19 protein-coding genes are annotated in these 21,537 nt (G+C 49.3%); 9 read left to right on the forward strand and 10 right to left on the reverse strand.

Annotation, left to right across the window (positions count from 1 at the left end; all coding sequences use genetic code 11):
• Window positions 1–208: 208 nt before the first annotated feature.
• The gene (locus QEZ41_RS07770) at window positions 209–2,275 is read left to right on the forward strand and encodes a diguanylate cyclase domain-containing protein (RefSeq protein ID WP_289410838.1); all 2,067 of its coding nucleotides are present in this window, start codon (window positions 209–211) and stop codon (window positions 2,273–2,275) included.
• Between the two features lie 395 nt (window positions 2,276–2,670).
• Entirely contained in the window at window positions 2,671–4,665 is a 1,995-nt protein-coding gene (locus QEZ41_RS07775) for a peptidase U32 family protein (RefSeq protein WP_289410839.1), read from the forward strand.
• 404 nt (window positions 4,666–5,069) lie between these two features.
• Here QEZ41_RS07775 and accC read toward each other — a convergent pair whose 3' ends face one another.
• The 5 genes from accC to QEZ41_RS07800 form a co-directional block, all read right to left on the reverse strand.
• On the reverse strand, window positions 5,070–6,410 hold the full coding sequence (accC, locus tag QEZ41_RS07780; protein ID WP_289410841.1) for an acetyl-CoA carboxylase biotin carboxylase subunit: 1,341 nt from the start codon (window positions 6,408–6,410) through the stop codon (window positions 5,070–5,072).
• A gap of 18 nt (window positions 6,411–6,428) precedes the next feature.
• Entirely contained in the window at window positions 6,429–6,872 is a 444-nt protein-coding gene (accB, locus tag QEZ41_RS07785; RefSeq protein WP_289410842.1) for an acetyl-CoA carboxylase biotin carboxyl carrier protein, read from the reverse strand.
• Between the two features lie 16 nt (window positions 6,873–6,888).
• Window positions 6,889–7,335 (reverse strand): type II 3-dehydroquinate dehydratase, encoded by a 447-nt coding sequence (aroQ, locus tag QEZ41_RS07790; RefSeq protein ID WP_289410843.1) that lies wholly within the window; start codon window positions 7,333–7,335, stop codon window positions 6,889–6,891.
• A 194-nt stretch (window positions 7,336–7,529) separates the two neighbouring features.
• The gene (locus QEZ41_RS07795; RefSeq protein ID WP_289410844.1) at window positions 7,530–7,982 is read right to left on the reverse strand and encodes a DMT family transporter; all 453 of its coding nucleotides are present in this window, start codon (window positions 7,980–7,982) and stop codon (window positions 7,530–7,532) included.
• 78 nt (window positions 7,983–8,060) lie between these two features.
• Entirely contained in the window at window positions 8,061–9,038 is a 978-nt protein-coding gene (locus QEZ41_RS07800) for a malate dehydrogenase (RefSeq protein WP_289410845.1), read from the reverse strand.
• Window positions 9,039–9,389: 351 nt separating this feature from the next.
• Here QEZ41_RS07800 and bamJ point away from each other — a divergent pair, with 351 nt between their 5' ends.
• The 3 genes from bamJ (at window position 9,390) to radA (ending at window position 11,896) form a co-directional block, all read left to right on the forward strand.
• On the forward strand, window positions 9,390–10,010 hold the full coding sequence (bamJ, locus tag QEZ41_RS07805) for a BamJ family beta-barrel-assembly machinery protein (RefSeq protein WP_289410847.1): 621 nt from the start codon (window positions 9,390–9,392) through the stop codon (window positions 10,008–10,010).
• 166 nt (window positions 10,011–10,176) lie between these two features.
• Window positions 10,177–10,428, forward strand: a complete 252-nt coding sequence (locus QEZ41_RS07810) for a hypothetical protein (RefSeq protein WP_289410848.1) — start codon at window positions 10,177–10,179, stop codon at window positions 10,426–10,428.
• A 100-nt stretch (window positions 10,429–10,528) separates the two neighbouring features.
• Complete coding sequence (radA, locus tag QEZ41_RS07815) at window positions 10,529–11,896, forward strand: DNA repair protein RadA (protein ID WP_289410849.1); 1,368 nt, start codon at window positions 10,529–10,531, stop codon at window positions 11,894–11,896.
• Window positions 11,897–11,925: 29 nt separating this feature from the next.
• On the opposite strand, the gene QEZ41_RS07820 is transcribed toward radA, so the two are convergent.
• The 4 genes from QEZ41_RS07820 to QEZ41_RS07835 form a co-directional block, all read right to left on the reverse strand.
• Window positions 11,926–12,630 (reverse strand): anaerobic ribonucleoside-triphosphate reductase activating protein, encoded by a 705-nt coding sequence (locus tag QEZ41_RS07820; RefSeq protein WP_289410850.1) that lies wholly within the window; start codon window positions 12,628–12,630, stop codon window positions 11,926–11,928.
• A 2-nt stretch (window positions 12,631–12,632) separates the two neighbouring features.
• Window positions 12,633–12,785, reverse strand: coding sequence for an anaerobic ribonucleoside-triphosphate reductase (nrdD, locus tag QEZ41_RS07825; protein ID WP_289410930.1), 153 nt, complete (start codon window positions 12,783–12,785; stop codon window positions 12,633–12,635).
• Window positions 12,786–12,998: 213 nt separating this feature from the next.
• Window positions 12,999–15,002, reverse strand: a complete 2,004-nt coding sequence (locus QEZ41_RS07830; protein ID WP_434556804.1) for a ribonucleoside triphosphate reductase — start codon at window positions 15,000–15,002, stop codon at window positions 12,999–13,001.
• Between the two features lie 402 nt (window positions 15,003–15,404).
• Window positions 15,405–17,588, reverse strand: a complete 2,184-nt coding sequence (locus tag QEZ41_RS07835) for a TonB-dependent receptor domain-containing protein (protein WP_289410851.1) — start codon at window positions 17,586–17,588, stop codon at window positions 15,405–15,407.
• A gap of 235 nt (window positions 17,589–17,823) precedes the next feature.
• On the opposite strand from QEZ41_RS07835, the gene ribA reads away from it, so the two are divergent.
• Window positions 17,824–18,438 (forward strand): GTP cyclohydrolase II, encoded by a 615-nt coding sequence (gene ribA, locus QEZ41_RS07840; protein ID WP_289410852.1) that lies wholly within the window; start codon window positions 17,824–17,826, stop codon window positions 18,436–18,438.
• A 189-nt stretch (window positions 18,439–18,627) separates the two neighbouring features.
• Here ribA and QEZ41_RS07845 read toward each other — a convergent pair whose 3' ends face one another.
• Window positions 18,628–18,789, reverse strand: coding sequence for a hypothetical protein (locus tag QEZ41_RS07845; RefSeq protein ID WP_289410853.1), 162 nt, complete (start codon window positions 18,787–18,789; stop codon window positions 18,628–18,630).
• Window positions 18,790–18,850: 61 nt separating this feature from the next.
• Here QEZ41_RS07845 and QEZ41_RS07850 point away from each other — a divergent pair, with 61 nt between their 5' ends.
• The 3 genes from QEZ41_RS07850 to sfsA are packed head-to-tail and all read left to right on the forward strand — an operon-like array spanning window position 18,851 to window position 21,533.
• Window positions 18,851–19,642, forward strand: a complete 792-nt coding sequence (locus QEZ41_RS07850) for a helical backbone metal receptor (protein WP_289410854.1) — start codon at window positions 18,851–18,853, stop codon at window positions 19,640–19,642.
• Window positions 19,642–20,820 (forward strand): pyridoxal phosphate-dependent aminotransferase, encoded by a 1,179-nt coding sequence (locus QEZ41_RS07855; protein ID WP_289410855.1) that lies wholly within the window; start codon window positions 19,642–19,644, stop codon window positions 20,818–20,820. Before QEZ41_RS07850 ends, QEZ41_RS07855 begins: the two co-directional genes overlap by 1 nt.
• Window positions 20,817–21,533, forward strand: a complete 717-nt coding sequence (sfsA, locus tag QEZ41_RS07860) for a DNA/RNA nuclease SfsA (RefSeq protein WP_289410856.1) — start codon at window positions 20,817–20,819, stop codon at window positions 21,531–21,533. The genes QEZ41_RS07855 and sfsA overlap by 4 nt, the downstream gene beginning before the upstream one ends.
• Window positions 21,534–21,537: the final 4 nt, after the last annotated feature.

Here is a 21,537-nt window from a genome sequence, read left to right on the forward strand (position 1 = left end):
AGTGAGTTGAAGAATACATTTTTTACTGTTGGCTAACCCAAGGCTATTTGATTTAAATCTGGTTTTACCATAATAAAAAAAGTAAAATACTTTGAAAGTATACAAAACTGCACGATTGTTATTGCTTTGTCTGAATTTTTTCGAAGCTAAGCTGTGTATGCAATGGATGCGTCAGTAGATAGGCTTTTCATGCTGGGGTTTTAGCTCATTGAAAAAGATTATCCTGCAGTATCGTTACTGGCCCATTCCCATTTTGCTTTGGGCCGCTCTGGTGCTGGGTTCTTTTATGTGGAACCGCGCACAGGTGGAGCACAAGGTGTTTCATCTAGCTAATGACCGCGCCTACTTTGTGTTTAAGATGGTTGAATCCGTGCGTTTATGGAATACACAGCACGGCGGGGTCTATGCCCCTGTTGATGAAGTCACGCCACCTAATCCCTATCTAATAATACCCGAGCGCGATATCTCTACCCCTTCGGGTAAAGCGCTCACCCTGATCAACCCAGCCTATATGACACGCCAGCTTACTGGTGTGGTAGAGGCTCTGAGTGGGTTGCGTTTGAATTTAACCAGTTTGCAACCGCTTAATCCCAATAATCAACCAGATGTTTGGGAGCGCGTGCAACTGGAAAAGTTTGAGCATAAAGCGCAAGACGTAAGTGAAATTATAGGTCAAGGACGTGATGCTTCCTTTCGCTTTATCGCACCTCTGCATGTTGAAAAGCTGTGTCTAAAATGCCATGAGCATCAAGGTTATAAGCTGGGTGATATCCGCGGCGGACTGAGTGTCTCTTTTCCGGTTGAGCCGTTGTTCTTGGCAGAAACGGAGCAGCTCAGAAGTATTGGTCTGACGCATATGCTTGTTTGGTTAATACTGTCCATGCTGACGTTAGTTACCCTGTCACGTTACCGTCATCAACTGCTGACGCTAGAAACGGCTAAAATACAGACCGAGAAACTGGTGGAGCAGCGTACCGCTGAGTTACGTACAGAAGTGAGTGAGCGCACGCAAGCAGAAGCTCAGTTGCGCTTGTTTATAGAGTCTACCGGTGAAGGGATTATCGGTATGAATGGGCAAGGCTTGTGCACTCTGGTTAACCCTGAAGCCATACGTTTGTTGGGTATGCACAAGGCTGAAGAATTATTGGGTAAATCAGTGCACGACGTGATTCACCACAGCATGGCGGATGGTCAAATGCACGAATTCGATGATTGTCCGCTGTATGACACGTTGCGCTCAGGGCGCATCATCCATGACGATACGGATATTTTTTGGCGCATGGATGGCAGTAGTTTTCCAGTTGAATATCGCTCGCACCCATTGTTTGTTGAGGGGCGTGTACTGGGTGCGGTAGTGAGTTTTAGTGATATCACCGAGCGTAAAAAAGCCGAAGCGCAACTGCTTAAGTTGTCGAGTGCGGTGGAGCATATTCCAGCAGCGGCCATTATTACTGATATTGATGGTGTTATTGAGTATGTAAACCCAAGTTTCGAGGCTATGAGCGGTTATCAAGCCGAAGAGGTGATTGGTAAAAATCCACGTATTTGGCAGTCAGGACAAACCAAGCCAGAAACTTACCAGCAAATGTGGCAAGCCCTAAAATGTGGTCATGTATGGCAGGGTGAAGTGCTTAACAAAGCTAAAAACGGTCAACTGTTCTGGGAAATGGCACGTATATCACCGATTAAAAATGAAGACGGGGTTGTTACTCATTTTGTTGCGGTAAAAGAAGACATTACTGAACGTAAATTACAAGATAAACAGATATGGCATCAGGCCCACCACGATAGCCTGACCAATTTGCCTAATCGTGAGTTGTTTATTAAAGAGTTACAAAAAGCCATTGCAACCGCAGCGCAGGAAAACACCTTGCTGGCTTTGCTTTATATCGACTTGGATGGCTTTAAGGCGGTCAATGATGAGTACGGCCATGCTACGGGCGATGAGTTACTGGTGAAAGCGGCCAAGAGGTTGTCAGCCTGTGTGCGCGATACGGACAATGTTGCGCGTCTTGGTGGAGATGAGTTTACTGTGACGCTGGCAGGCATTTTAGAGCGTTCTGCGGCGCAGCATGTGGCCAAGAAAATTGTTCATTCATTGGCGCAGCCATTTCAACTAGAGCATGTCAGCGTGAGTATCTCAGCTTCGGTTGGTGTGGCGCTGTTTCCAAGTGATGCGCAAACCCCCGATGAGCTTATTGACTGTGCGGACAGTGCAATGTATCAGGCTAAACAGGCAGGCCGTAATAATTTTTGCTGCTATAAAGCGAATTAATCTGTGCAGATAGCCTTGTGGGAGCACCGTTCTTGTGGGGGCGCAGCTTCTGCGCGATGCGAGCGATAAAACCAACGCAAATGCTGCCGGAAAATCCACCTGCTTCTGGCGATGGGGACGAGCAGTAAGCTTCAGTGCTGCAGGTTAATCCCAATCGCGCAAAAGTTGTGCTCCCACCAAAACTGTTACGCGTGTTGCTACACCTGCCAACACCGTGCCGTCTAACACACAGCTGTCGCAGGTATGACCTGTTCCTACCGAGGGTTGCGTTCCAAAGCATTGCTCCAACAGTCGCTTTAACAATATGCCCCGGCCGTCATATGCCTGTATGATCGACTGCGCGATAATTTTTTATAATCCTTCCTACGCTTTTATTATTGAGTGTTTTGTTACTTATGTCTTTACCTGCCCATCATTTAGAATTATTAAGTCCTGCACGCGATGTGGAAATCGCGCAACAAGCTATTTTGCATGGTGCTGATGCGGTGTATATCGGTGGGCCAGGCTTTGGTGCACGTCATAATGCCAGTAACTCGGTGGTTGATATTGCAAGATTAACGGAGTTTGCTCACCGCTATCACGCCAAGGTATTTGTCACGCTGAATACCATTTTGCATGACGATGAGCTTGAGCCAGCGCAGCAGCAGATTAACCAGCTGTACGATGCAGGCGTCGATGCATTAATCGTGCAGGACATGGGCGTGTTACAGCTAGACATTCCGCCGATTGAGCTACACGCCAGTACCCAGTGTGATATCCGCACATTAGAAAAGGCACAGTTTTTATCGCAAGTGGGGTTTTCACAATTAGTGCTGGCGCGAGAGTTGAACTTGCAAGAAATTCAAACCATTAGCCAGTCAGTAGACGCAAGCATTGAGTTTTTTATTCATGGCGCATTATGTGTAGCCTTTTCAGGGCAGTGCAATATTTCCCACGCGCAAACTGGGCGCAGCGCAAACCGTGGGGATTGCTCACAGGCTTGCCGGTTGCCTTACACTCTTAAAGATGATCAAGGGCGTGTAGTCGCCTTTGAGAAACACTTGTTGTCTATGAAGGATAATAATCAGACAGCCAATTTACATCACCTAGTCGATGCAGGCGTGCGCTCCTTTAAGATCGAGGGGCGCTACAAGGATATGGGCTATGTGAAAAATATCACCGCTCATTACCGTCAGTTGCTCGATGCCATCTTGACGGAGCGCCCTGAATTAGTGCGTGCCTCTAGTGGCGTTACCGAACACTTCTTTACCCCTGACCCAGAGCAAAGCTTTCATCGCGGCAGCACGGATTACTTTGTTAATGAACGTAAAACAGATATTGGCGCTTTTGATTCGCCCAAATTTGTCGGTTTGCCAGTGGGCGAAATTTTAACCGCAGGCAAAAAATCCCTGCAGGTGCAGACAACAGTGCCTTTAGCCAACGGTGACGGTTTGAATGTGTTGCATAAACGTGAGGTTATTGGATTTCGCGTGAATACCGTGCAGCAGCTGGTGCGGTATGAACAAGACGGTCAGGAGTTTTGGCAGTATCAGTTGGTACCTAATGAAATGCCGGCAGAGTTTGCACGGATGAAACTACCCTGTGCACTCAATCGCAATATGGATCACAACTGGCAGCAAGCGCTCACGAAAAAGTCTGCTGAACGACGCGTATTCGTACGCTGGCAATTGCAGTTGGATGCTGAACGTCTGTTGGCAAGAGTGGAGAGTGAGGAGGGTGCTGCTGCGGTCGTTGAGCTGGCTGGTCCTTTTGGGGTTGCGAAAGATGCGCAAAAAAGCCTGCAGCAATTGGAAGAGCTGTTTAGCCAGTTAGGTAACACCATTTATCATAGCGAATCAGTGCAAGTAGATGCGGCGCAGGCTTGGTTTATTCCGGCATCACAATTAAAAACTTTGCGCCGCGAGGCGATTGAACGACTTGAGCAAGCGCGTTTAGTAGCACGCCCTCGAGGTGGACGCAAAGCGGTAAGCACGCCACCACCGGTTTACCCAGATACACAGTTATCTTTTTTAGCTAACGTGTATAACGCCAAAGCGCGCGAGTTTTACCATCAGTATGGTGTTCAGCTGATTGAGGCGGCCTATGAAGCGCACGAGCAGAAGGGTGATGTGCCGGTGATGATAACCAAGCATTGCCTGCGCTACTCTTTTAATCTGTGCCCCAAGCAGGCTAAAGGCTATACCGGTGTACAGAATAAAGTAAGTGATATGCAGTTGATGCATGGCGATGAAGTATTAACGCTGAAGTTTGATTGCAAACCCTGTGAAATGCATGTCATCGGCAAGATTAAGCCGCACATCTTTAACAGCCCACAATCAGGAAGCCGAGATTCGGTTGTTGGCTTTATCAGCGCAGAAGATCTACGAAAAACCGCCCGCCGCCAGACTTAATTGCTGTTGCAACGCCTGTTGAAAACCTACAGGAGCGCAACTTTTGGGCGATTAGGATTAAGAAGCCTCTGAATAACTACCTGCGTAGCTACCACTGCGTTAAAAACGTACTCAAAATGCTCATTTACTCGGTGTAAACTGCGCTTTTTCGCACGTTTTTGCCTTGTGTTAGCGTCCTCGGTAACGTTATTCAGAGGTTCCTTAACAGGTAGCGCTTGAGTTGGTTTTATCGTTCGCATCGCGCAGAAGCTGCGCTCCCACAAGAGCGGTGCTTTGGAACGCAGTTTTTGGTAGGCGCGTAACTTTTTCGCGCTTGGTGAAGAGGAGTGCATGGGGAAGGTATTGATGTGTGTAGCGTGAGCAGCTTATAGACTGCCCACACTACAAGCACATTGAGCGAGCAATTACATCTTGAGCTTTTTCTCGAGATAATGAATGTTCACACCACCTTTCATAAAGCCTTTGTCATTCATTAGATCGCGATGCAGAGGAACGTTGGTCTTGATGCCATCAATGATGATTTCATCCAGAGCGTTGCGCATTCTGCCCATCGCCTCTTCGCGTGTTTCACCCCAAGTAATGATCTTACCAATCAGCGAGTCATAGTTAGGTGGCACGCGGTAGCCGCTGTAGAGATGGGAATCCATACGCACGCCGTTACCGCCAGGCGCGTGATAATGCTTAACAAATCCAGGACTTGGCATGAAGTTGTCTGGATCTTCAGCGTTAATGCGACACTCAAACGCATGGCCACGGAATTTGATATCGCTTTGCTTGATGGACAATGGATTGCCAGCGGCAATATTGAGCATTTCTTTGAGCAAATCAAAGCCGGTAATCATTTCGGTTACAGGGTGTTCTACCTGAATACGGGTGTTCATCTCAATAAAGTAAAAATGACCGTTTTCATATAAAAACTCAAAGGTACCTGCACCACGGTAGCCAATATCTTTACAGGCCTGTACGCAGCGGGCGAATACTTTTTGGCGTGCTTCTTCATCGATAAATGGAGCCGGCGCTTCTTCGATAACCTTTTGGTGACGACGTTGTAGTGAGCAGTCACGGTCGCCGAAATGGACGGCATTGCCTTGACCATCGGACATAACCTGAACTTCAACGTGACGTGGGTTTTCCAAGAATTTTTCAAGATAAACAACAGGGTTACCAAACGCAGCAGCTGCTTCGTTTCTGGTATGTACGGCGGCGCGAATTAAGTCTTCTTCGCTACGCACGACACGCATCCCACGACCACCACCACCACCGGCAGCTTTAATAATGACAGGATAGCCAACTTCGCGGGCAATGCGCAGTGCTTCTTCCTCGTCTTCAGGCAACTCGCCTTCAGAGCCAGGAACTACAGGAACACCCGCCGCTTGCATGGCGGCTTTAGCGGCAACCTTGTCACCCATCATGCGAATAACATCTGCTTTGGGACCGATAAAGGTGAAGCCAGAGTTTTCAACTTGCTCAGCAAAGTCTGGGTTTTCAGCGAGGAAACCATAACCTGGGTGAATCGCAGTAGCGCCTGTCACCTCAGCAGCAGCAATAATGGATGGAATATGTAAATAGGATTGTGCGCCCGGCGCAGGCCCGATACATACGGTCTCATCGGCCAGTGATAGATGCATTAAATCGCGATCCGCACTTGAATAAACAGCTACCGTCTTAATGCCCATTTCTTTACAGGCACGCAAAATGCGTAAAGCAATTTCGCCACGGTTAGCAATCAGGACTTTTTCCAGCATTGTGGACTCCTGGAGCAATTAAACTATGGTGAATAAAGGTTGGTCGTACTCAACAGGTTGCCCGTTCTCGACCAGAATGCTGTCAATGGTGCCGCCAACATCGGTTTCAATGTGGTTCATCATCTTCATCGCTTCAACAATACAGACAACATCACCTTTCTTAACGGATTGACCCACTTCAACGAAGTTGCCCGAGGTGGGTGATGGTGCGCGGTAGAAGGTTCCCACCATAGGTGAGCGTATCACTGTACCTTTGAGCTCAGGTGCTGCTTCTGCTACTGGCGCAGCAGCTGCAGCGGGTGCAGGCGCAGCAACAGGCGCTGGAGTATATACGGGGGCGGCAGCTACTTTGTTAGAGTGACGGCTAATGCGAACAGACTCTTCACCTTCGTGAATTTCCAGTTCGTCAATATTTGACACTTCAAGTAGCTCGATTAGTTTTTTTACTTTACGGATATCCATTGAGATTGACTCCAAGTTAATGTTTTTGTTGGATATGTTCAATAGCAGCCTGCAAAGCAAGGTTATAGCCTTGTGCTCCGAGACCACAAATCACCCCTACGGCTACATCTGAAAAGTAGGAATGATGACGAAATTTTTCCCGTTGAAAAACGTTGGAAAGATGCACTTCGATGAATGGGATGCTCACCGCAAGCAATGCGTCACGTAAAGCGACACTTGTATGAGTAAATGCAGCAGGATTAAACAAAATGAACTCGATTTGCTCGTTTTTAGCGGCATGAATACGCTCAATCAACTGAAACTCAGCATTGCTTTGTAAAAACTCTAACTGGTGACCAGCGATTTGAGCTTGTTGCTGTAAACTCTGGTTAATGTGTGCCAAGGTGGCGGCACCATATACATCGGGCTCGCGTGTACCTAGTAGGTTTAAGTTGGGGCCATGTAACACTAATATTTTGCCCATGCGTATTCCTTGAAAATCGACCAATCGGGCAAATATGCCTAACTTTGCGTTAAAAGTCAGCAACTTTAACAGAAAATACGACTAAGGATGTTTTGCGCTGGGCTGTTGGAGACTTCGCGTGGATATTTGTTGGAGCGCAACTTTTTCGCAGATGAATTTCTTTTCGCGCTACCACAGTGTTGTTCCCGTGCGTGCTAGCCGCGACGTATAAGCCATACGCCGGCGAGGATGCACGTCAAGCCAAGAGTTTTGCTAAGGCTAATGGGTGCTTCACGAAAACCGGCCCAGCCTTGCTGATCGAGCAAGACGGCAGCCGTTAATTGTCCAGCCAGTACTAGAGCCATAAATAATAGAGCGCCAATACGAGGGGCGACGAACGCAGCCGTAAAAACAAGAAAAGCGCCCATAAAGCCGCCGGTCCAATGCCACCAGGAAAGGTTTTTTAAGCTGCTGAGGGTGATGGTTTCACGCTGATAAAGCATGACGATTAACAGGCCTATAGTGCCAATTATAAAAGAGAGGGTTGCTGCGGTTAGGGTGCTGGATAATTCCCGAGCCAATAAGCCGTTAATACCGGCTTGTAACGGCATGAAGGCCCCAGAGATAAAGGCCATACAGAACAGAAGCCACAGAGTCTGGGTGTGCATAAAGAAGCTTGCCTAGAGAGTTGGGCTATCGAGCTATAAAGAGCCCAGCTAGCGCTAGCCAGCTGGGCATCTAGGTCATTACAGCAGGTGTGCAACGCCTTGCTTTTCTTGCTCTAGCTCATCCAGAGTCACGTTGATGCGTTCTTGGCTGAACGCATCAATTTCTAGACCTTGGACGATTTCGTATTCGCCATTAGCGCAAATAACAGGGAAGCCGAACATGGTGCCTTCAGGGATACCGTAAGAACCGTCGGAAGGAACACCCATAGTGGTCCACTCGCCGTTCGTACCTAACCACCAGTCGCGGATGTGGTCAATGGCAGCGTTAGCCGCAGAAGCTGCAGAAGAAAGACCGCGCGCCTCAATGATTGCTGCGCCACGCTTACCAACTGTAGGTAGGAATACGTTAGCATTCCACTCTTGGTCGTTAATCATGTCTTTTACGCTTTCGCCGTTAATGGTGGCAAAGCGGTAGTCGGCGTACATGGTTGGGCTGTGGTTGCCCCAAACGCACAGGTTTTTGATGTCTTTAACATCTTTACCGGTTTTCTCAGCAACCTGGCTTAGCGCGCGGTTGTGGTCTAAGCGCAGCATAGCGGTGAAGTTCTTTGGGTTCAGATCTGGGGCAGACTTCATGGCAATGTAAGCGTTGGTGTTCGCAGGGTTGCCTACTACCAATACTTTAACGTCGCGGGCAGCGGCTTTGTTGAGTGCGCGGCCTTGCACGGTGAAGATTTCTGCGTTAGCAGCCAATAGGTCAGCACGCTCCATGCCTTTTGAGCGTGGGCGAGCGCCTACTAAAATAGCTACTTGTGCATCTTTGAAAGCTACTTCTGGGTCATCGGAAGCGATCATGCCAGCTAAGAGTGGAAATGCACAGTCTTGCAGCTCCATCATTACGCCTTTGAGTGCGTCTTGTGCTTGTGGTAGATCCAATAACTGCAAAACAACAGGTTGATCCTTGCCGAGCATTTCGCCACTGGCAATACGGAATAATAAAGCATAGCCAATCTGACCAGCTGCGCCTGTGACAGCAACACGTACGGGTGCTTTCATTGTGCGTCTCCAAGTTTTAACTAAATAGGTAAGTCGGTAGAAGTTAGGGGCGTGTAAAAAATACCCAGAAATTCAACATGAAATCTTAACAAAGCTAATGAATTAAGTACAAGCACTACTATTGGGTAGGGGGTAAGTAGTTCTTGGCGGTGTGGGTATAAACAACTCGTAGCACATTATGTTTTCATTTAGAGGTTTTGAAGGTTAGGCGTAGTGAGTGCATTCTCTTGCAAGGTTTGCAAACAAAATATCCGGCTTATCTGTTAGCATTGCGCGGGATTGGGGTTGTGACGGATTGATTACTGCACACAGAGTATTCCCATAAATTGACTAACATTAAACGAGGTGAGCGTGTCCAAACTAAATCTAACCACTGACGAAGCGCGAGTAAGTTACGGTATTGGCCGTCAAATGGGCGACCAGTTACGCCAGAATCCACCGCCAAATACTGATATTGAGGCGGTAATGGAAGGTTTGCGAGCAGGCTTTAATGCCGAGCCTAGCCCGGTTACGCCAGAAGAATTAAATGCAAGTTTCGCAGTGATTCGCGAGCAAATGGAAGCCGAGGCTGCTGTAAAAGCTGAGCAAGCAGCATCTGCTGGGCTTGAGTTTTTGGCCGAAAACGCTAAAAAAGAAGGCGTCATTACTCTTGAGTCGGGACTGCAATACGAAGTACTGACAGAAGGTGAAGGTGCTCAACCTACTCGTGAATCTAACGTGCGTACGCACTACCACGGCACTTTAATTGATGGTTCTGTTTTTGATAGCTCCTACCAGCGTGGTCAGCCTGCTGAGTTTCCGGTTTCTGGCGTTATTGCTGGCTGGACAGAGGCGCTTCAATTAATGAAGGCAGGTAGCAAGTGGCGTTTGTATGTGCCGAGTGAGCTGGCTTACGGTGCGCAGGGCGTAGGTAGTATTCCAGCGCACAGCACATTGATTTTTGATGTTGAATTGCTAGAGGTGTTGAGCTGATCTGTTTTTTTTGCTTGATCAGCATCAAGGGGGTTTTTCCGCCCGAAAGCTTAGGCTACGCCCGAGTATTAGGGCGCAAGCTAAGCAATCGACCCGTGCAGTTTGGCGGGTCGATTGTCTTAGTGCTCTATGTAGTATTATTTTCGAATAACTGGAGCATGCAGCTATGAATGTTGAAAATCATCCATTATTACGTGACAACCCAGAACTGGCAGATAAGCTACTTAACCGTAGTATGGCCGACAGTTCTTTTGCGCAAAAAGCGCAGCGCTACGCGCAGTTAGACACTCAGATTCAGTCAGGTGCTGATGCGCAAGCTCAGCAAGAATATTCTCAGTTGCGTGAGCAACTCCTGGGTGAGCTAAACAAGCCAGCAGCCTCAAGTTGCTGTGGCGGTTGTGGCGGCAGCGGACATTAATCGAGCTGCTTTTATCTATGGAATAATTCCCTTCCTTGCGGCTGCGTCTTTGGCTTTCTATACTGCCTAGCTTTATTGGTTTGTTTGCAGGGTGGTATAAATGGCTAAAGCTAAACGGATGTATGGTTGCACCGATTGTGGTGCAACCCAGCCAAAATGGGCAGGCCAGTGCCCAGACTGTGGAGCATGGAACACGCTCTTAGAAACGCTCATTGAAACCCCCAGTCCCAGTAAAAACACCCGTAGTGGCTGGACAGGTGAGCAAGTAACACTCAAAACTCTCGCGCAAGTCAGCGTTGAAGAAATCCCCCGATTTTCTACCCGTTCCCAAGAACTTGATCGCGTACTCGGTGGTGGCTTGGTGGATGGTTCTGTCGTACTTATTGGTGGCGATCCCGGCATTGGTAAGTCCACTATCTTGCTGCAAACTCTCTGCAATATCGCGGAGCATATCCCCGCACTCTATGTAACAGGCGAAGAGTCGCAGCAGCAGGTCGCCATGCGTGGTCGGCGTTTGGAGTTGCCTTTGGATAAGCTGAAGGTGATGACAGAAACCTGCATCGAAAGCATTCTTGCCGTGGCTAGCCGTGAACGTCCCAAGGTCATGGTGATTGACTCTATCCAAACTATTTTTACCGAGCAGCTAGCATCAGCACCCGGTGGTGTGGCGCAAGTGCGCGAAAGCGCGGCACTGTTGGTGCGTTATGCCAAACAAAACAATACGGCCATTTTTCTGGTCGGCCATGTTACCAAAGAAGGCTCATTGGCAGGCCCGCGGGTGCTGGAACACATGGTGGATACCGTGCTGTATTTTGAGGGCGAAGCGGATGGCCGTTTGCGTATGCTGCGCGCGGTTAAAAATCGCTTTGGTGCAGTTAACGAGTTGGGCGTTTTTGGTATGACCGATCGCGGCTTAAAAGAAGTCTCGAACCCCTCGGCTATCTTTCTTAACCGTGCGCAAACAGCAGTGCCCGGCAGTGTGGTGATGGCGACTTGGGAAGGCTCGCGACCTATGCTGGTAGAGGTGCAGGCGCTTGTTGATACCAGCCATTTAGCGAATCCAAGGCGCGTGACGCTGGGGTTGGATTATAACCGCCTCGCGATGCTGCTGGCAGTACTGCACCGTCATGGTGGTATTGCTAGCTATGATCAGGATGTTTTCTTGAACGTAGTAGGTGGCGTTAAGGTTTTGGAAACAGCCTCAGATTTGGCGTTAATGGCGGCCATCATCTCGAGTTTGCGTAATAAAGCTTTGCCGCATGATTTGTTAGTGTTTGGCGAAATTGGTCTGTCGGGCGAAATTCGACCCGTGCCTAGCGGCCAAGAGCGACTTAAAGAAGCCGCCAAGCATGGATTCAAGCGCGCCGTCATTCCCAAAGCAAATGCTTCTAAGCAGGCACCCCCAGGCATGGAAGTAGTAGCGGTCGAGCGACTAGAGCAAGCATTAGAAGCGTTTTTTGTGGACTGATGTTTTTGTTTGGTGGGGGTGCGCGGATGTTAATGCTCGCGCACGGCAAACTCAGCGAAGCTTGAGCCAAGGGTTTGCCACAGTTGCTCTAATTCAAGCGGCTGCTGATTTGCTGCTAGTTGTTGGTTGAGTAGATTACCGTTACGGGCGATTTGAATCACCCAGCGCCGAACACTCATAGCGGCCAGTTGTGCGGCGAGTAGTTTGAGTTGCTCTGGGTTGAGCAGGTCCCAATGCACCGTGGTGCGACACTCATAGTCCACGCCGCTGTCGAGTAACAGTCTTAAACTGTCCCAGTTGGCGGCATCGCTGCCGATTACCTGAGTGATGGAATCCACCGCACCTTGGGGCGCTTTTACATCAAAGCCGATCCAGTCGCACCAAGGCAGTGCTTGCGCCAAAGCGCTGGGCTTAATGCCAGCGGTATGCAAGCCTATTTTGAAACCTAAATCTGCGACCTGTTGCATAGCTTGAGCTAAGTGCGGCTGTAAGGTGGCTTCACCACCGCTAAAAACTACGGCTTGCAGTAAGCCTTGGCGACGCTGCAGAAACTCCAATACCTCTGACCAAGCAATGTTGTCTGCGCCTGTGGGTGGGATCAAATCAGGATTGTGGCAGTAGTGACAACGCCATGCGCAGCCTTGGCAAAACAGCACGCAGGAAAGATGGTCGGGGTAGTCGATGGTGGTCAGGGGGACGAGCCCCCCAACACGGATTAAATCAGTGCGCGACACGGTTAACGGCTGGCGCTTTCGGTAAAGTGCTGGCGCTCGCGGTGCTCAGACTGCTTGCCTTTGTTAAAAGCACTGACGGGGCGGTGATAGCCCATCACGCGGGTCCAGACCTCACAGCGTTGACGACGTTCTAGGGGGAGGGTTTGGTTTTGCATGGGTATTTCCTCTTGGTTGGTTTTGTGTTTGTAGTGTTGGGATACGGATAGGTTGTGGGTTTTGGGGTTTGAGTACCGCAAACGCGCAGCGAGTACATCCATCTAGGCTCTGCGTCGTCATTTATGGCGGCACAGGGTTTACATGACTTAGGCCTGAATTTGTAAAAAATCCGCATTGCGTTCACATTTTTGCTAATACTTGTGCCGCGGTGATTAGCTAGCAGCCTCTTGAACCAGTTCTGCTTTTAACAGGGCATCACACTGCGGGCAGAATTCATGCTCGCCAGATAGATAGCCATGTTTTGGGCAAATCGAGAAGGTGGGTGTGATGGTGATGTAGGGCAGGCGGAAGCGGCTCAGTGCGGTATACACAAGGGTTTTACAGGCTTTCACTGATGAGATGTGTTCGTTCATATACAGATGCAGCACTGTGCCGCCGGTGTATTTGCATTGCAGTTCATCCTGTAGCTCCAGTGCTTCAAAGGCGTCTGCGGTAAAGCCAACAGGTAACTGGGATGAGTTGGTGTAGTAGGGTGCATCCTGGCTGCCGGCTTGGAGAATATCTGGAAAACGGTTTTGATCTTCTTTGGCAAAACGGTACGTGGTGCCCTCGGCAGGTGTGGCTTCGAGGTTGTATAGGTTGCCGGTTTGTTCTTGAAATTCCACTAGGCGTGCGCGGACATGATCGAGCAACCTGATGGCCTGTGCGCGTCCGGCTGGGGTGTGCATACCTTCTTGATCATTGGTGAGATTGCGCAGCATTTCATGCAGGCCATTCACGCCAACAGTGGAGAAGTGGTTACGTAACGTACCCAGATAGCGCTTGGTGTAGGGGTAGAGTCCGGCATCCATGTGTTGTTGAATCACTTTACGCTTGACTTCTAAGCTTTGCTTGGCCATGTCCAGTAGTTCATCCATGCGCTGGTAGAGTCCAGCCGAATCACCACGATACAAATAACCCAGTCGCGCACAGTTAATGGTCACTACGCCCAGAGAGCCGGTTTGTTCTGCCGAACCAAAGAGCCCACCGCCACGTTTGAGTAGCTCGCGCACATCTAGTTGTAAGCGGCAGCACATAGAGCGTACTTGGTTGGGCTCCATGTCGGAGTTAATAAAGTTTTGGAAATAGGGCAGGCCATAGCGTGCGGTCATGGCAAAGAGTCGGTCGGCGTTTTCGCTGTCCCACGGAAAGTCTTTGGTGATGTTGTAGGTGGGAATGGGGAAGGTGAATACACGCCCAAGCCCATCACCTGCTTGCATGACGTCGATATAGGCGCGGTTGATCAGCTCCATTTCCGTCTGTAAATCGCCGTAGCTGAAGGGCATTTCTTCGCCGCCAATGTAGGGGATTTGCTCACGCAGATCTTCAGGGCAAACCCAGTCAAAGGTCAGGTTGGTAAAGGGAGTTTGTGTACCCCAGCGCGAGGGCACGTTGAGGTTGTAGATAAATTCCTGCATGCTTTGCCGTACTTGCTTGTAGCTCAGGTTATCTTTGCGCACATAAGGTGCTAGGTAGGTATCAAAGGAACTAAAGGCCTGGGCTCCGGCCCACTCATTTTGCAGCGTACCCAGAAAGTTCACCATCTGCCCCATGGCGCTACTGAGATGCTTGGGTGGGCCGGCCTCAACACGCCCAGGGATACCGTTAAACCCTTCGGTTAATAGGGTACGTAATGACCAGCCAGCGCAGTAGCCGGCGAGCATATCCAGATCATGAATGTGTAAGTCAGCATTGCGATGCGCGGTGCCAATTTCAGGACTGTAGACTTCGTTAAGCCAGTAGTTGGCGGTGACCTTGCCGGACACATTGAGAATCAGGCCGCCCAGAGAGTAGCCTTGATTAGCGTTGGCTTTAACGCGCCAGTCTTCTTGGTCTAGGTATTCGTTCATGGAGGACGCCACTTCAACCAAATCTTGCTTGTCACGGCGCAGACGTTGATGTTTTTCGCGATAGACGATGTAAGCGCGGGCAGTGTGGTAGTAACCGGCCTGCATCAGTGTCATTTCTACGGCGTCTTGAATGCGTTCAATATCGAGTGTGCCTTGTTGGGGGAGCTGGTCGATGACGTGCTGACAGAGCGCGGCGGCTTCTTGAGTAGAAAATTCTTGCGTGGCCTGTGCGGCTGCGATAATGGCACGTTCGATTTTTTCAGCATTAAACGGATGCGCAGAACCGTCTCTTTTGCTGACTTTTAATATCATTTGAATGGCGTTCATGAAGGGTCTCTGCACTGTATGTTGTGTTTTGTGCGCCTTGACGGCACAAGATGTGGTGATAGTAGAGAGTTGTGCAGGAAAGTAAATTGATCCCAATCAAGAAGCCTAAGCGCGAATTTAAAACGTAGATACTTTGTTGGAGCGCAACTTTTGCGTGATGGGGTTTATCGTGCATGCGGAGTTTTATGGTGAATGTTCATTCGCGCAAAAGTTGCGCTCCCACAGTAGAGCGGTCGCTGTGTTGCCGGTCTTTGGGTACAGCTTTTGTGGGAGCGCATCTTATGCGCGATTGTGAGTGTGGAATGTGGAATGCCCCCCTAAAGTTGTGCTCCCACAGACGAGTCAGTGGTTTGGCGGGCATAAACGGCCGCGCGGGGATACCGCGCGGTGTTATGGCGAATGTTAGAAGGCGTAGGTGGCAGATAGCCAGAGACGACGACCTTCTTCGACGGTGCCTGTGGTAGAGCGGCCTGAGTGGGCGTAGGCAGTTGCGTGAGACTCAACAACTTTGCCTCGACTTACATACGAATATTTTTTTCCTTTAACAAAGTTTTTATCCAGCAAGTTGTAGATGCTGGCATTCAGGATAAGGGCGTCTGTTGCTTTATATGAGCCACCTAGGTGGAACAGATTGTAAGCTTTGGTTTTGTTTCCATAGATGCCATAGATTGCTTGTTCATTGGCATCGAGATTGGCTGTTTTAGAGGTAAAGCGTGCACGCTTGCCGCGATACTCGTTTTTCAGCCACAGGCTCAGGCGGTCAGTGGTATCCCAATGCAGAGTGGCATTGGCCACATGCTTGGGAGTGTTGGTCAGAGGTGCGCCTTTGTCTTTGCCTTTCTTCTGTTCGCTATCGGTGTAGGTGTAGTTGCCTGAAACACTCCAGTTGTCAAGGAACTGCCAACGAGCGGCTAATTCGAACCCTTTGGTTACGGCCTCGCCAATATTGATGGATTGGCTGCATTCATTGTTGGTGTTATATGGGCAGGAAATATTTGGACCTGACCCAATTTTGTCCTTGAATTTATTATGGAAGATGGTGGCATTGGCGTTGAAGCCTGCAAAGTTGTCGTAATAGGCGGCCAGTTCGGTACTGGTGCTTTTTTCCGGCTTAAGATCGGGGTTGCCGATGGTGATGGTTTTCCCTTGGCTGGTGGCACCGTTGATGCCGCTATGCAAGTCGTTGATGTCTGGTGTTTTATAACCCTGGCTCACGCCACCTTTGAATGTCCAGTTATCCGTGCTGTTCCAGACCAGATAGGCACGAGGACTAAAGTGACTGCCAAAGGCTTGGTGACGATCCATTCGGCCACCCAAAGTCAGAGCAAAGTCTGGATGAAAACGCCATTCGTTCTCAGCAAATGCAGCAGCTGACTCTTGCTTGAACGTACTAGTAGCCACACTGTCTTTGAGTTGGGAGTCTCGATACTGTGCGCCGACTGTAGTAATGTGGTTTTCGAGCAGCGTGCTAACGAACTTAGTATCGATTACCAGTTCATCGCCCTTCAATTTCCGACTGTCGCCAGCAATTACATGAGGTAGGTGAGTAGTATTTGGTGATTGCCCAATGATGTCGCCAAAAATGGTCCGGCCTAGTGTTTCAGTCGTGTTGTATGTTACAGCGTTTTCTAACGTTCCGGCATTAAAACGGCCAGCATGACTTAAAGCATACTGAGTTCTTTCAAACTTCAATTCATCCGAGTAGCCTGACGCAACTATTGGGCCTGGAAGGCAATTATCATCTCTTCCATCTAATGTTCCTAGCTGGCAGTTGTCGTTGTCATAGCGCTGGCGCCCCTTCTCAAAATCCAGCGCAAAGTCGTGGTTGTCAGTCGGAGTAAAATCCAGACGGCCACCGATATTGAATTTCTGACCGGAAACGGGGGACATGCCGCGTGAGCTGACGCGGGTGCCGTCACTGTACTTGAGCTTGGACTCCTGCCGATCCCAGAAGCTACCGCGCACATTCAGGCCAACTAACTCATCAACCACCGGACCGCTGGCATAAAAGCTGGTACCACCGGAATCACCAAAATCACGCTCTTCTTGCAAGGTGTAGTCGGCGGTAACGCTGCCGTGCCACTCAGCTGAAACTTTTTTAGTGATGATATTAATCACCCCGCCCATGGCGTCGGAGCCGTACAGGGTGGACATCGGGCCGCGGATCACCTCAATGCGCTCAATAGCCGACATGGGCGGCATAAAGCTGGTAGAGGTTTCGTTAAAACCGTTAGGGGTGACGTCACCTGCTGGGTTTTGCCGACGGCCATCAATCAAAATCAAGGTGTATTCGCTGGGCATGCCACGAATACTGATATTCAGCCCACCGGTTTTCCCCGTGCCTTGCTTAATATCAATACCTTCAACGTCATCTAAAGCTTGGGCTAGGTTGCTGTAGCGTTTTCTCTGTAGATCTTCGTTGCTAATCACTGAAATGCTGGCAGGTGCATCAGTGATTTTTTGCTCATAACCTGCGGCCGTGCTGACTACGGTGGTTTTGTCGAGTTGTAAGTTATCAGCGGCCTGAAGAGAAGTGGCAGTGCAGAGCAGTATTGCCGCATAAAGCGGATGGAATTTTGCGGTCATTGCAAGTCCCTATTAGTGGTGGATTGTTGTTTGAGTGTTAACAGGTGACGCAGATTAAATGAATCTAAATGTTAATGCAAGTCATTATCATTTAGATTGATATTGTTCTGTGCCGGATCTGTGCAGGTGAGTTTAAGAGACTAGAAAGCTACAGCTATGAAGCTGTAATTTATTCAGGACACTGTTGCCATAAAGCAGTACAATTCAGTCCTTTTAGAATCCTAGGAGTTCTCTGGTGGCTGTCGTTTTTGTTGCCGCATCCAAACTACCCACACCTTTTGCTGAATTCACCATGCATGGTTTTTTAGATGAAGAAACCGGTAAAGAGCATATTGCATTGACGCTAGGTGAAATTGCCGATGGCGAGCCGGTACTCGCACGTCTGCATTCTGAGTGTTTGACGGGCGATGCTTTATTTAGCCAGCGCTGTGACTGCGGTGCTCAGTTACATGCGGCGTTGCAAGCAATTGCTGCAGAAGGGCGGGGTGTACTGCTGTATTTGCGCCAAGAAGGTCGCGGCATAGGTCTGTTAAATAAAATCCGTGCGTATCAGTTGCAAGATGGTGGTGCGGATACCGTGGAGGCCAACGAATTGTTGGGCTTTGCAGCAGACTTACGTGATTACTCTATTTGTAAGCCGATGCTGGATTATCTGGGTGTTAAATCACTCAAGCTGATGACCAATAATCCGCGTAAAGTTTCAGCCATGAAGGGGTTTGGTGTGCTGATCAGTGAGCGCAAGCCTTTACAGGTAGGCGAAAATCCGTATAACGCACTGTATTTGGCGACCAAAGCTGACAAGCTAGGGCATTTGCTCGGTCGACAACATCAAGATGAGCATCACGACTAATCATGCTGGCAATTCTACAACGACGTTTGGCATGGCAGTGGTGGCGACCTTTGCTGGTGTTATTGGCACTTTTCTTTGCTGCAGGCCAAGTTAAGTTTTCAACCGTTTTACAGCAAGAACCTTGGGGATTGCTGTTTTTTGTGCTCAGTTTGCTAACCATTTTTGCTAGCCGCAAATGTTTCCATCAATTTAAACAAAGCCTGATTTGCCTTGGCAAAGAGCCGCAACGGTTGCAGGAAATAGGCCTGTGGCAGGATTATTTTCTTGTACGGCAAAGAGCGCTTTGGTTTGCCAGCTTGCCGGCTTACTGCGCCACTTTAGGTGCAACACTGGGGTTAGAATCCATCGCAAAAGCACTCCTGCTACTCTGTAGCTTGCTATTGTTTTGGCTTTATCGCACTCCGAGACAAGTATGGTACGTACACTCTGCAGTCTGATGCTGTTGCTGTGGCTGGCTCCGGCTAGCGCCGCTGAACGCGTCATCAGTCTAGCGCCATCGTTAACCGAAATAATGCAAGACCTTCAGGCAGAGCATTACCTTGTTGGAGTGCTGGATGCCGGGCCTTTGGCGAAAGAGCTTGAGTCAGTGGCTAAGGTTGGCAGTTTAGGGCAGCTCAATATCGAGCGCTTGCTTGAGCTGCAGCCAGATTTATTACTAAACTGGCCCGGCAGTATCAGCCCGCGTCAGCTCCAGCAAGTACAGCAGTTACACATTCCAGTTTATCATGCGCAGGCTAAAACGTTGCGTGAGCTTGCCCGGCAGTTTACGGAAATCGGTGCCTTGGTGAATGCTACACAGCGAGGCAAACAGCTTACTGCGCAAGCCCATCAACAGCTTGATTCTTTAGAGCAACGCTATCAACGAAAAAAACCGATACGTGTGTTTTATCAGTTATGGGATAAACCCATGTACACCCTTGGCGGCGGGCAAATTATTTCTGATGCGTTGAGCTATTGTGGTGCTGAAAATGTTTTCGCTCAATTACCCGTACTAGCCCCCCAAGTAAACTTGGAGACTGTGTTGGCAGCCAAGCCGGATTTGATTGTGATCACCCATGATCAATTGCGTGATAGCTGGCCAGAAACAATAAAAACACCAATGATTACCGTGCCAGATAATGGGTTGGAGCGGCCTAGCTGGCAAATGTTTAATGCTTTGCAAAAGCTGTGTCAGGCAATTGATGAGGCTATAAAGGAAAAATAATGAGTTTTGCTTACAGTGCGCGCAGTCGTGCAATTGAACCCTTTCATGTGATGGCTTTATTGCAGCGAGCCAATGAATTGCAGCAGGCAGGCCATGATGTGATTCATCTGGAAATTGGCGAGCCGGATTTCACTACCGCCGAGCCAATAGTGGCGGCTGGTCAGGCTGCTTTAGCCGCTGGGCACACAAACTACACCCCGGCGTTGGGTTTGCCGCAGTTGCGTGAGGCAATCAGCGGTTATTATCAAACACGTTATGGTTTGTCGGTGCCAGCACAGCGCATTGTGATTACTTCAGGTGGGTCAGGCGCACTGTTGTTAGCCAGCGCCTTATTGGTTGACCCGGGCAAGCACTGGTTGCTGGCAGATCCTGGCTATCCCTGTAACCGTAATTTTTTACGCTTGGTTGAGGGGGGTGCGCAAATGGTGCCGGTCGGACCCGAGACGAACTATCAACTGACCCCTGATTTGGTGCAGCGCTATTGGGATGATTCGTGTGTAGGTGCTTTGGTGGCTTCACCAGCGAACCCAACAGGTACTGTATTAAGCAGAGAAGAATTGCAGGCGCTAAGCCAGAGCGTGTCCGATAAACGTGGGCATTTATTGGTGGATGAAATTTATCATGGGCTGACTTATGGTATGGATGCGGCCAGCGTGCTGGAAGTGGATAACAATGCTTTTGTGTTAAATAGCTTTTCGAAGTATTTCGGCATGACCGGCTGGCGCTTGGGTTGGTTGGTTGCACCAGAGGATGCCGTGCCAGAGCTGGAGAAAATGGCGCAAAACTTTTTTATTAGCGCCCCGACATTGTCGCAATATGCTGCATTAGCTTGTTTTGAGCCAGAGGCGCAGGCCATTTTCGAGCAGCGCCGAGATGAGTTTGCTGCGCGGCGTGATTATTTGCTGCCAGCGCTGCGTGAATTGGGCTTTAAGATTGAAGTCGAGCCGCAAGGCGCGTTCTATCTGTACGCCGATATTTCTGCTTTTGGCTGCGATGCTTTTGAGTTTTGCCGTTATTTTCTGGAAAACCAGCATGTAGCCATTACTCCAGGAGTGGATTTTGGTCGGTATAAGTCCAGTCAGCATGTACGCTTTGCCTATACTCGTCCGATACCACGTTTGCAGGAAGCAGTTGCGCGCATTAAGCAAGGGCTTATTGGCTGGCAAGCAGCGCAATGAAATTCGCTACAGAGTTAGAGCAAGGGCACTTAATTAAGCGTTACAAGCGCTTTTTTGCTGATATTAGATGTGCTGATGGTTCTGTAGTTACAGCGCATTGCCCAAATACCGGCTCGATGAAAAACTGCATGGCCGAAGGTGCGCAGGTGTGGTTTACGCGCAACGATGATCCCAAGCGCAAACTTAAAGCAACGTGGGAAATAGTGAAAACTCCTCAGGGTCGTTTGGCTTGTGTGAATACCAATCGCGCTAATGCGTTGATTGAAGAGGCATTGCAGGTTGGCATTATCAAAGAGTTGGCCGGTTTTGAGCGGTTGCGCCGTGAAGTACGTTACGGTGAAGAAAATAGCCGTGCAGATTTTTGCCTTGAATTTGGCGCGCAGCAGGTGTTTGTTGAAGTCAAAAGCGTCACCCTGGGTTTTGCTGATAGCAGTGTAGCTGCCTTTCCTGATGCGGTAACCACGCGTGGCACTAGGCATTTGCGCGAACTCACGCAGCTCGCCTTAGCAGGTCAGCGGGCGGTGTTGCTCTATTGCGTTAATTTAACCGGAATTACCGCCGTGCGTGCTGCCAAGGAAATAGACCCAGATTACGCTGCTGCGCTCGTTACAGCGCAGCGGGCCGGAGTGGAGGTTTTGGCGTATGGGGTGGATATTGAACCTGCAAGACACTGCATTAGTGTGCGGCATCCCTTAGCATTTTGTACCGGTTAGTCGT

Origin of the sequence: Thiopseudomonas acetoxidans (assembly GCF_030362935.1) — a bacterium.
Lineage (GTDB): Bacteria > Pseudomonadota > Gammaproteobacteria > Pseudomonadales > Pseudomonadaceae > Thiopseudomonas > Thiopseudomonas acetoxidans.